The sequence below is a fragment of the Shewanella sp. Koi 1 genome (genome assembly GCF_052907445.1).
Map to the genome: position 1 here is coordinate 3,709,806 of NZ_JBREJM010000001.1, position 11,304 is coordinate 3,721,109.

At 47.2% G+C, this 11,304-nt stretch carries 11 protein-coding genes; 6 read left to right on the forward strand and 5 right to left on the reverse strand.

Annotation, left to right across the window (positions count from 1 at the left end; genetic code table 11):
- The first annotated feature begins 207 nt into the window (after nt 1–207).
- Nucleotides 208–594: a GreA/GreB family elongation factor gene (locus ACUZ8J_RS16415; RefSeq protein ID WP_446694376.1), complete on the forward strand. Its 387-nt coding sequence runs from the start codon at nt 208–210 to the stop codon at nt 592–594.
- 562 nt (nt 595–1,156) lie between these two features.
- On the opposite strand, the gene ACUZ8J_RS16420 is transcribed toward ACUZ8J_RS16415, so the two are convergent.
- On the reverse strand, nt 1,157–1,936 hold the full coding sequence (locus ACUZ8J_RS16420; protein WP_446694377.1) for an AraC family transcriptional regulator: 780 nt from the start codon (nt 1,934–1,936) through the stop codon (nt 1,157–1,159).
- A 207-nt stretch (nt 1,937–2,143) separates the two neighbouring features.
- Between ACUZ8J_RS16420 and ACUZ8J_RS16425 the strand changes: the two genes are divergently transcribed.
- Together ACUZ8J_RS16425 and ACUZ8J_RS16430 are read left to right on the forward strand one after the other, a co-directional pair.
- On the forward strand, nt 2,144–3,034 hold the full coding sequence (locus ACUZ8J_RS16425; protein WP_086904338.1) for a DMT family transporter: 891 nt from the start codon (nt 2,144–2,146) through the stop codon (nt 3,032–3,034).
- 142 nt (nt 3,035–3,176) lie between these two features.
- Entirely contained in the window at nt 3,177–4,808 is a 1,632-nt protein-coding gene (locus ACUZ8J_RS16430; RefSeq protein WP_446694378.1) for a methyl-accepting chemotaxis protein, read from the forward strand.
- A gap of 83 nt (nt 4,809–4,891) precedes the next feature.
- Here the strand turns inward: ACUZ8J_RS16430 and ACUZ8J_RS16435 are convergent, their stop codons facing one another.
- From ACUZ8J_RS16435 to ACUZ8J_RS16450, 4 genes are all read right to left on the reverse strand, one after another.
- Nucleotides 4,892–5,359, reverse strand: coding sequence for a hypothetical protein (locus ACUZ8J_RS16435; protein WP_086904340.1), 468 nt, complete (start codon nt 5,357–5,359; stop codon nt 4,892–4,894).
- Nucleotides 5,360–5,414: 55 nt separating this feature from the next.
- Nucleotides 5,415–6,263: an FAD:protein FMN transferase gene (locus ACUZ8J_RS16440; protein ID WP_446694379.1), complete on the reverse strand. Its 849-nt coding sequence runs from the start codon at nt 6,261–6,263 to the stop codon at nt 5,415–5,417.
- The gene (locus ACUZ8J_RS16445) at nt 6,263–6,814 is read right to left on the reverse strand and encodes an FMN-binding protein (RefSeq protein WP_011625395.1); all 552 of its coding nucleotides are present in this window, start codon (nt 6,812–6,814) and stop codon (nt 6,263–6,265) included. Before ACUZ8J_RS16445 ends, ACUZ8J_RS16440 begins: the two co-directional genes overlap by 1 nt.
- A 79-nt stretch (nt 6,815–6,893) precedes the next feature.
- Nucleotides 6,894–7,802 carry a DUF6662 family protein gene (locus ACUZ8J_RS16450; RefSeq protein WP_011621714.1) on the reverse strand — a complete coding sequence of 303 codons (909 nt, stop codon included), beginning with the start codon at nt 7,800–7,802 and terminating at the stop codon, nt 6,894–6,896.
- A gap of 548 nt (nt 7,803–8,350) precedes the next feature.
- On the opposite strand from ACUZ8J_RS16450, the gene ACUZ8J_RS16455 reads away from it, so the two are divergent.
- The 3 genes from ACUZ8J_RS16455 (at nt 8,351) to ACUZ8J_RS16465 (ending at nt 11,289) form a co-directional block, all read left to right on the forward strand.
- Nucleotides 8,351–9,688: a Na+/H+ antiporter NhaC family protein gene (locus ACUZ8J_RS16455; RefSeq protein ID WP_446694380.1), complete on the forward strand. Its 1,338-nt coding sequence runs from the start codon at nt 8,351–8,353 to the stop codon at nt 9,686–9,688.
- A 186-nt stretch (nt 9,689–9,874) separates the two neighbouring features.
- Nucleotides 9,875–10,567 (forward strand): hypothetical protein, encoded by a 693-nt coding sequence (locus ACUZ8J_RS16460; RefSeq protein WP_446694381.1) that lies wholly within the window; start codon nt 9,875–9,877, stop codon nt 10,565–10,567.
- 11 nt (nt 10,568–10,578) lie between these two features.
- Nucleotides 10,579–11,289 carry a 23S rRNA pseudouridine(2604) synthase RluF gene (locus ACUZ8J_RS16465; RefSeq protein ID WP_446694382.1) on the forward strand — a complete coding sequence of 237 codons (711 nt, stop codon included), beginning with the start codon at nt 10,579–10,581 and terminating at the stop codon, nt 11,287–11,289.
- Nucleotides 11,290–11,304: the final 15 nt, after the last annotated feature.

The window sequence follows — 11,304 nt, forward strand, 5'->3', positions numbered from 1 at the left end:
AAATGCATTTTCATTATTCACAATTAAGCCAATCTTTTTAAAGCTGAATCGTGCAATTTATTTAGCTAACGCTGTACGCCTGTCACTTAAATTTCCAGTTTAAGCCGAGTGCCACTCGCACTCGGCATCTAATACCCACATTTAATTTTATCGCTTCCATGTTTATTTGGGGCATGGCAGTTATCTAGCTCATATTTTGGGGTAGTTATGTTTTATTCTTTTTTTAGCAATCTATTTCAGTCTTTTATGTTGAAAACTGAAACCTATTACCTGCAAAACAGTTTTAATGCCTCACTGCGCCCGACTTCATTAGCCGCAGTGATTGCAAAACTGGATCAACTCAAAAGTGAAGAAACCCTAGATAAAGTGACGGTTGGACGAGAAATTTTACTGATTAATCAACAGGACCAGCAGGAATACCGTATCGAGCTGGTGTATCCACCTAGGCACAAACCCAGAGCAGGACGCTACTCGGTGATCTCCGATCTCGGTGTCAGCCTACTCGGACGCACTAAGGGCGAATATGCCGAAGTCAATATTCTAGGTAAACCCGTACTGTTTATGGTGAAGAATATCGCCCTTTGTAAGAAATAAGTTAGAGGGAAAATAGCATTTTCAGAATAAAGCATGTTCAAATTTCAGTGGCAGCATGCTTTTAAATCGCTATTTGCGGCGGCATTTAGCATAAGCATAATATAAAAGCAGGAGAGCATTATTTTGAAGTTATTAACAGGCCGCGTAATGAATTAAAGCCGATGGCCCAATATCAGAACCTCTTGACTATTTACCGAGTATGGCAGCGCTTATGTAAAAATCATCAAGGAGTGAAAGTAAATTATGGGTCATCGACTTTTACCATTTAACTTTATCGACGGATAGAGTTGAATAAACTATCGATGGGAATGCGGCGCTACACTCGATAGTCTCATTTTATGAAGTTTCACTTTACTGAGTATCACTTTGCTGAGTTTAAGTTCAGTTAGGAGTATTTGTCATGAGTAAAGAAAAAGCGAAAAAACCGCCGATGAAAACCTTAAAAGAGAAACGTCAGGATAAACGGAATCGACAGAAAAACTCCGATTAATCCCTGTGTAAAAAATCCCTTAAATCCTCTCTTTATTTGTAAGAGGGCGTGGTGACTACCGCGCCCTCTTTTTTATCCCAGTTGACGGCGGTATTGCTCAGGCGAATATTGGGCATATTTTTTAAACATCACTATATAAGGTGAGGTTTGGTTATAGCCCAAGGTCAGCGCCACTTCCTTGATTGCCAATCCTTCACGTAATAGCTGTAACGAATAAATAAACTTATGCCGCTGTCGCAGCTCGGTAAAACTCATCCCAAGGCTGTCTTGGCAACGCCGAGCCAAAGTGCGCTCTGTGGTATGCAGCTCACTCGCCCAGGTCTTAAGGCTCTTTTGGCTGGCGGGGTCGAGTTCGAGTTGCTGCAAAATGGGCTGTAATAATTTATCGCGACTCGAGGGTAAAAATTGCGGCTGTGCCTGACCTAAAATCAATTGGTCGATTAACACCTCAACCAGACGTTTATCCGCTTCGCTCTCGGCCACTCGGACTTGCCGCTCCCTTAGATCGTTCACTATCGCCTGCGCTATGGGGGTGACCGCCAGCAGACAGGTCTCCTCCGGAAAAACACCCGCACGACTAGCCACTATATTCATCGAGCAATAATGGATACTGCGGCGAGTAAAGCTCTCATGTTCTATCCCCGCCGGCACCCAAATCGCATATTGGGATGGCGATAAAAATCGCTGCCCAGCGGCATGCAGCTCCATAATACCGCCGCTGATCAGCTGTAATTGCCCCCAAACGTGGCTGTGTTTGGGGGTGATGGTATTAGGGAGAAAAGCTTCATAGTTAAAGAAAATATCGGCAACAGGTGCTTGTTCCGCCCTGAGCGGATGATAAACCGAGCGCATCAGTACTCCACTGTTCTCCATAATAGCGAGTCGATTCGGGGCGCATACAGGGGCTTTAGCCGAAAAAGGATTGTCCGCCGACGAACTGACATTGTCTTATAAGCGATATTTATATCATAAAAGACCAGAGATAATAGCAACCAACCTATGACATCGGGTTTATGCCCTTTCGGCTAACCCCGTCTTCACGCCAATTAAGACTAATCTATGCTGTATTTATTTCCCCTGCTCGCCGTCGTGATTTGGGCGGGCAATGCCATTGTTAACAAACTCTCCTTTGGGATCATCGCCCCCGAAGCGATAGCCTTTTATCGCTGGTTTTTTGCCATGCTAGTGTTAACCCCATTTATGCTAAAACCCGTCTGGCGCAAGCGTAAAACGATTGCACCATTACTGCCCAAACTCGCCACCTTAGCCGCCTTAGGCATGGTATTAAACCAGAGTCTTGCTTATTTTGCGGCGGCAACAACAACTGCTACCAATATGGCCCTAATCAACTCGCTGGTGCCAATGGTGAGCTTGTTTTTAGCCGTACCACTGCTTAAACAAAAGCTGACACCCTTAGTCTTTGGTGGCACTGTGATTTCGCTCTTGGGCTTAGTGTTTATGTTAAGCCACGGCGATATGGCCAATCTTGCCATCGGCGTGACCCAAGGGGATTTACTGTTACTCATCAGCGCCTTTGTCTACGCGCTTTATGGAGTATTGCTTAAACGCTGGCAATTGCCGATATCGACGTGGGAGTCAGTGTATATTCAAGGGCTTATTGCCGTGTTGATGTTAACCCCACTGCTGTTTAGCGCCCCCAGTGTCGCCATTAGCAGTCAAGCCGCACCGTTAATACTCTATGCCGCTCTGGGGGCTTCACTCATCGCACCTTGGGCCTGGATTAATGGCATCAGCAAGTTAGGTGCCGAGCGCACCAGCATTTTCTTCAATTTGCTGCCAATCCTCGCGGCTATCTTAGCGGCGATCATTTTGAATGAAACCTTAGCCGTTTATCACTATTTAGGCGGCGCTATGGTCATCATTGGGGTGATGTTAGTGCAGGTAAAACCTAAGATGAAACCCATAGCCCCCATCGCTTGTACCGAATAAATTGCTGTATTCAACGCCTCAAAGCCTTGGGGCGTTTTTTATCATCGCTTCTAATACAGACTTTTCGCCGACTGCTGCAAACAACCAAATAGCGACTAAGCTATTTAATAAGTCGTTTTGTCAGAGAGTTATGGAGAGTCCCATGTTTAATAGCATTAGAGTAAAGTTTTCACTGATGTTTGCCATTATGGCGACAGCTTTAATTGTGATGGCCGTGACGGATGCGATGCAAAACCGCACCACCCTTAAGCAAATGCAGGAATTTAGCCAACGATTTAATCCGGCAATTTCGGCCATTCTTAACGCCGACCGCGATCTTTATCAGGCCCAACTGAGTGAGGAAATTTTGCTTCGACCCGAACTCAGCAACGAGAACCGTAAGAGTGAGATAGACAATTGGCAGGAAAACGTCGACCAAGCGCGTGATCGCATGGGGGAATTTAAAAATTATCTGCAAGACCATTTAGAGGTGATAAAGTCCACCAGCGGTTTTGAGGCGCAGTTTTCGCTCTGGTATCAAGCCTCATCGGAAGTGATCAATGCAGTGAAAAACAATGACCTCGAACAGGCAAGACAACTCCATGAAAACAAATCTAAAAAAGAGTTTAAGGCCCTGAGGAGTATCTACAACGCCGCCGGTGAAGCCGCCGATAACCGCGTTAAAGAACTCGATTTACAGGCCTCAGAGCAGGCCACCACGCAAACCCAAATTTCGGTCACCATAGCCACCTTAGTCGCCATAGTTGCCCTAGTGATTGCCTACTTTGGCCCCAAAATTATCGTCAATGCTATTCGTGATATTACCGATAGGATCAAGGATATTGTCGATGGCGACGGAAACTTAACCCAGCGTATACCCATCACCCGCCAAGATGAAATTGGTGAGCTGGCCAATGCCTTTAACTTGTTCGTTGCCCAATTGCAGCAAATGGTTATCGCGATTATCAGCCAAACCAAAGATGTCAGCCAAACCGTTGAAAACCTAGCGACAAAATCAACCACCACCATAGGCATCAGTTACGAGCAGGAACAGTTTGTCGATACCATAGTCACGGCGGTGAATGAGATGAGTGCCGCGGTGCGAGAGGTCGCCAGCAACGCCCTGCATACCGCCACCGAAATCACTAAGGTTAATGACCAAACCATTGAAGGTAAAAACATTCTCACCCAGTCAGTCAATCATATTCAGCAGCTGTCAGAGTCGGTGAAACAAGCCGTAGCGGTTATTGAAAAACTCTCAGTCAATTCCGCCAATATCGCCTCCGTATTGGATGTTATCCGCTCGATTGCAGAGCAAACTAACCTACTCGCCCTCAACGCCGCCATTGAAGCGGCCCGTGCGGGTGAGCAAGGTCGGGGCTTTGCGGTGGTTGCCGATGAGGTGCGGACACTGGCGAGCCGCACCGAAACCTCGACCCAAGATATTCAGCGAATGATTGAAGAGTTACAACGGGGCGTGAATGATGCGGTTAAGAGCATTGAATCGGGCGCCAGCCTCACGAACTCGACCGTGACCCTCGCCAGTCAGACACAGGATGCTTTAGATGAGATCCTGAACTCCACCTCTAAGGTCAGTGAAATGTCGACACAAACCGCCACGGCCACCGAAGAGCAAACCCATGTGACCGAAGAAATCAATCGTAACTTGACCGAGCTGTCTGACAAAACCCGCTACTGCAATACCGTTATCCAAGAGACTCAGCAAATCGTCGTCAACACCCAAACCATTTGCAGCAATCTGCAAAAAGAAGTGTCACGCTTTAAAGTCGCTTAAGGAAAGTAACGCGCCCAGATGTACCAGGCTTAGCGTTACTCAAAGACCAATAAAAAGAGTGCCTAGGCACTCTTTTTTATCGATTAGAGGATACGTTGGCGCGTTAAGGATTGCTGGCGAATTTGCCGGCCGTGCCAATAATGCCAACCAAAGCCACCACAGAGTAACAGCCCTAAAAAGGTGTGTAACAAACTCGCGGCCAACTGCGCCGATTCAGAGCTTAAGTAATACAAGCCAACACCCGTTAACGCTAATGCCAACAAACTGAGTGACATCACTAATCCACTCTTATGATTAAGCTTTTTACGCCAGCCTGCACGAATATGGCTATGCCACAGTGCGCCGAGCAACATGAGCATCAGCCAGCCGAGCAGCACATGCATCACAACTGCGGGTAAGCGCAGATCCCCGCTCAGACCAAAATCCACATCCCACTGCAGCTTAAACTCCATCACCCAAGGCAACATAAATAAGCCCGTAAGGCCCGTCACTGTGATGGCAAGGATAATCAACCAGAAAAACCAATTGGGATAACCACTTAATTTTTTCATTTTTATTTATATCGTCAAAAAAACTAAAGAGTGATGAAAGCGTTACCGACAAATCTTAGGGCGCGAAGTTGACTAAATCGCCACCCAACTGCTGAATTCTTGCGGCGGCAGTAGCATCGTCAAGGTAACCCGCGACCTTAGTTAACGCATCGGCGCGCCAGGCAAACGGTGCGCGAACACTCACAACCCTTTCTTGGTCGCAGGCACACCGCTGCTCGTCTAAATTGCCCGTCGGTAACAATAACGCGGGGTAATCATGGCTTAAATGCTGAGAAACCCGCGAACTGGCAAGGGCGGTATTGCTGACGTTGATCTTTTGACTCAATCCGTTCGGACCACGGCACAACACATTTAATGAAGCGCTGCCAAACACTTTTAAATCACCACCCGCATTCACCCAGCCGCCGCACACGCCAGCCCGTCGCAATTCAGTGACCGCCATATCGACCGCATAGCCTTTAGCGATACCATCTAAGGTCAAAATCAGTGGGCGAGCTAACCTTGCTTTATCCGCTTGGATTTCAATATCTCGCCAATCTCCCTGCAACAGCAGCGGCATTCCGAGATAAGCAGGCAAGGCGCCGCGGGACATCATCTCGCCGCCCACAGTGCAGTTGAAGAAGTTGTCACTAGCCCTGCCAAACCACTTGGCGAGCTTCAACACCCTCAGGCTATCAGGACTTAAGGATATCCACTGCCCCGGCTGGCGATTCAGTAGATTCAGCTCACTATCCTGCTGGTGAAAACTGAGTAAGCGGCCAATATGGGCCACACGCGAAAAAGCCGCTGTTATAGCGGCTTGAAGGGCAGACTCATCCAGTGAAGGATGAGCATTGTGCTCGGCAACGGACTCAGCGGCAATTTCGACTAAGGTACCGAGTAAGGGTTTGGCTCTACGTATCACTATGCGACTGACTGCGACAAAAAGAGTTGATGGATAACAAGTAACCGTTTTACGCCATCGAGTAAATTACGGCAACTTAATGTGGCCCCACTAATATTGCTGACATCCTCATCGAGTTTAAAGGGATCTTTGAGGGTTTTACCGTGGAATTGATCGCGCCAACTCGCTTCACGCACTTGGCCGCCGTGGGTTTCACGATAACTGAGCACTTCTAACCCGAGCACTTCACCCTGCGGGCTAATGCCAATAGCGTAGGTAATATACTCATGTTTACCGACAACATCATCCACCACAAACCAACCGAGAAACTGACCATCCTTTTCAACTTTCCAGATAGGTTGCTGATCTTGGCGTTGGCGAACGCCCGATAAATCTTTGATCTGATCTTTCGCATCGGAGCTCAGTAAGGTTGGACGCTCACTAAATACCGCTGCCTTATCAAAAATCAACGCCTGCGCTTGGGCCACTGTTAAATAATCCGCAGAAAATGCAGGGGCGGCAACTATGACCATTGGCATAAACCACAAGCTATTCAGATATGTATGCGCCATTTCAATACCTAGTGTTAAAGCAAAAGCTTGATTCATCGCAGGCAGAGCCACGCTGCCCTGCCTATGAGCAAAGTACAAATTAGAAGTTAAATGCCACTTTTAATCTGACTTCTTGTTCCGTTTTTTCAATCAGATGCAGACTGGTGTCCTTTTGACCTTCGTACTGCTCACCGCCACCACTTAACTGGGGTAACCAAGTGAGGGTCGCCCACCAATCGGCGCTACCATAGTGCAATGAAGGGCCGGCGAAGAATGACCAACGCTCTTGACCAATCTCAGTCTCAAATTCAGTCTCGAATAACACTTCGGCACTGATAAACCAGTTAGGCGCGAAACGGTAGCTCAGGCCAGTGCCCATTTTCAGCTCCAGTTCCATCTCAGGGTCGGTTGACCAATCAAAGTCTTCAGGCAAATTGGCAATTGGCGCACGGTCGGCATAGGTCGATTCCATGCCAAGGTTGCCAACCCAAATTAACTCGCCTTCGAGCATGTACTTTTGAGTCTGTAAGCCTAAATCGAGTGACAGGGTGTCTTTGTCTTGACCAGAGTGCACATCAATCCAGTCATAGTCTAAAGAGGCAGTCATAGACAGACCGATATCATCCTTGGCAGGACTTAAAAACATGTAGCTTAAGCCGACTTCAGCGCCAGAGGTGGCAAAACCAATGTTTTTCTCTTTCGGCAGATAACCATCGATGATTAAGCCGCTGGTATCTAAAGACATAAACTTAGCCGAACCCGATACCGCAAACTTGTCGGTCACACCGTATTCCAGCTCAGTTTCGTAATTAATACCACGGTAAGTGCCTTGGCCTTTGTCGTTACGCAACGTCACTTTTTGATAGAGTTCAATGGCTTCTTTAGGCATAGCCTCAGCGCCTTTGACATAACCAAATAAATCTTCACCCGCAGTGGCAGTGTGGCAGATACCGAGTGTTAGCACAGAGGCAGCGACGACACTCAGGCGATGACGAGAAGATGTGCGCATTTAAACAAAGCTCCAAAGAGTTATTAACATAATTTGGAGGCGATTCTAGTAGAGCAACAAAAACAACGCAAATCATTATCATTAGTGTTTTATCAGATAAAGTACCAAATAATAAAGATATTTCATTTAAAACACGATATTACAAATTAATATTCAATTAATATTTTTTTGCTATGCAAATCAATCTGCTCAGGTCATCGCGCATTTCTGCTCAATGACTATACTCACCACAGCCTTGAATCGGCTCACGGCCACCCTACTCACACAAATACAGGGTTCATTCATTGCGTGGGGACAACAAAATAGCGGTAATTAACCAACTGATAAATAAGGTCTAAACTGAGTAAAAACCACGATTTAAACCTCTTTTTAACGAACAGATCACAATGGAAGTAAAAACATCTAGACGTCTAGATTGACAGTAAAATGGCAATCCAATATGCTTGGCACCAAGTTGCTAGGATATGATGCCAAAGCGGCATAGATTTTAAGCGAGTTCGACTGCCAAGGATCACGCGGACAACCCGCCGAGTAAAAGAGAAATTACATTGAGTCAATCAGCCCAAACCACTGCACCGAGTAGCCCGGCATCCTTTATTGCCCTGTTACCCTTATTCGTTTTTCTAAGTCTGTTTATTGGCGCAGGCGTCTATTTCCAAAGCCAAGGTGTGGACTTTGCCTTCTATCAATTACCGAGTGTGATTGCCATTCTGCCAGCTATTATTCTGGCCTTGGTATTATCAAAACAAAAACTCAATCAAGCGATTGATACCTTTATCGGCGGTATTGGCCACAGCAATATTATTGCTATGTGTTTGATTTACTTGCTAGCAGGCGGTTTTGCTGCGGTAGCGAAAGCCACAGGCGGTGTCGATGCGACTGTCGCCTTAGGTTTATCCCTTATTCCTTCAAACCTATTACTGCCCGGCTTTTTCGTGATTGCCGCCTTTATTGCCACCGCAATGGGCACCTCAATGGGCACCATCGCCGCCGTGGCACCTATCGCCTTAGGCGTTGCCGAGCAGGCACAAATTGATTATGCCCTGATGGCGGGCGCCGTGATGTCTGGCGCACTGTTTGGCGATAACCTCTCAATTATTTCGGATACCACTATTGCGGCCACTCGTACTCAAGGCTGTGATATGAAAGATAAATTCCGCGAGAACCTGATTTTTGCTATCCCGGCTTCACTACTGACCTTTATCGCTTTTGTGATTGCAGGCCAAGGCCAAGCCGATCTAGCCGCTCAAGAAATTGACTTTATTAAGGTGATTCCTTACCTGACGATTCTGGTATTAGCAGTCGCAGGGTTAAACGTGTTTGTCGTATTGACCTTAGGCATTCTGCTGGCGGGCGCAGCGGGATTCCTGACCATGGACTATGGCGTTATCCAATTTGGTAAGGATATCTACGCGGGCTTTAGCAATATGCAGGAAATCTTCATCCTGTCGATGCTAGTCGGTGGTTTAGCCGCGCTGATGCAGCAACAAGGTGGTCTAGCCTTTGTAAGCAAGCAGATTGAAAAGCTCATCACCCGTTTCTCAAAAGCTCAAGGTGAAGCCTCATGCCGCGCGGCCGAATTAGGCATGGCAGGGATTGTGGCCGTCACCAACAGCTGCGTTGCTAACAACACAGTGTCTATCGTTGTGACCGGTGATATTGCTAAAGATCTGGCAGAAAAACACGGTGTTAGCCCTAAGCGCGCGGCCAGTGTACTCGATATTTTTGCCTGTATTATTCAAGGGTTAATTCCCTATGGCGCCCAAGCACTGCTGATTGCTTCAACCTTTAGCATCACACCGCTGGCGGCCGTCTCCCACGCTTGGTACTGCATGATCCTAGCAGCTGTCGCGATTGCGATTGTGATTTTCCGTAAGCGCCACTAATCTTATTCGACTGTCGATAACACAAAGGGAGCCATTCGCTCCCTTTGTTTTTATCTGCCTAAGGTTCAAATTAGCTCAAGGACTTGCCATCAGTTTCGGATTAAGGCAAGTTACAGCGGGTTATTTGCGCGGTATTAACCTTAATTTACGCCATAGCCATTCACCCCAAAATGCATCCATAAAAATATGAATCCGCAGCATGAACCCAGCTTTTACGACTTACATCGCCTGATCACTTGGTTGATTGTGGGCGCGGCGATGCTAAGTGCCACAGGGGTTATCATCGCGCTCTACGCCGAATATCAAGTCGTCGGCACTGCAGCCCTGTTTATGCGTGCCGATTTTCTTAGTGACTATATCAACTCACCCCTCGCCTATGTCTTTAACCTCGGATTATTAGCTGCGGGGATTTGTATGTTGATCTCTATGGCTGGACTCTACTTACTTAAACTCGACAGCTTTAGCCAATATATTGCGCTCACTGGCACCTGGGTTGGCACCTCGGTGATTTTGATGGGTATTTTTCCGATTAACTTTTTAACCATGCACAGACTGGTTTCCACTAGCTATCTGTTAAGCACGCTAACCCTGCATGCCTTGGTGATTATTGCGGGAATTGTGCCTAAACTAATCTGCCCAAGACCTTTGTTTTACTTAAGCTTATTAAGCTTTATCAGTGCCGTTTGCCTGAGCTTACAGCTGGACTGGAGCCAGCTAGATTTCCCGCCCTGCGAGACAGACAATCACTTCTGTGTTGTCGCCGCCAATATGTGGCTGCAAACAAACCTCAATATTATTTGGTGCATCAGCCTTGCATTTGCCATGCGCCGTTTATCCAAAATCCTGTATTATCGCGCCCAAGTCCATCACCCGTTTTAGCTTAATCATTTATGCGTCTCGCCAAATACCTTGCCCAATGCGGCATTAGTTCACGCCGTGAAGCCTGCCGCTTGATTGAGGCCGGACGCATCAGCCTCAATGGCAAGATAGCCAAGCATACCGATGCCGTGCATGTCGATGCAGATGGCCAATGTCTTGATAGCCTCTGCTTAGATGAAAAGCCCATATCGGGCGCCGAAGCACTCAGCTATTGGATCTTCAATAAAGCCGTGGGCACAGATTGCCGTTTGTTAGGCGCCGATAAGTCCAGTTTGCTGCATTTACTGCCAACCACGCCAAGACTCTACCCTGTTGGCAGATTAGATAAGGATTCCCGTGGCTTATTGCTGCTCACCAACGATGGCGAACTCACCCATAAACTGATGCACCCTAGTTTTGCCCACAGTAAAACCTATCATGTGCAACTCGATAGACCCTTCAACGATGCCTTTATCGAACAAATGGCCTGCGGCGTGCAATATAAAGAGGTGCGCACACTCCCCTGCCAAGTCACGCGGTTAAGTGATGTGAGTTTTGAAATTGTGCTTACCCAAGGGTTAAATCGCCAAATTCGGCGCATGTCCAACGCCTTAGGTTATAAGGTGATTGACTTACAACGCGTCGCGTTAATGACATTAACGCTAGGCTCCTTAGCCGAAGGCGAAATGCGCCCACTCAGCCCAGAGGAAGTTACAGCGCTTAAAGCCGCTGTGGCAATTTAGTGGAAGACAAATGGC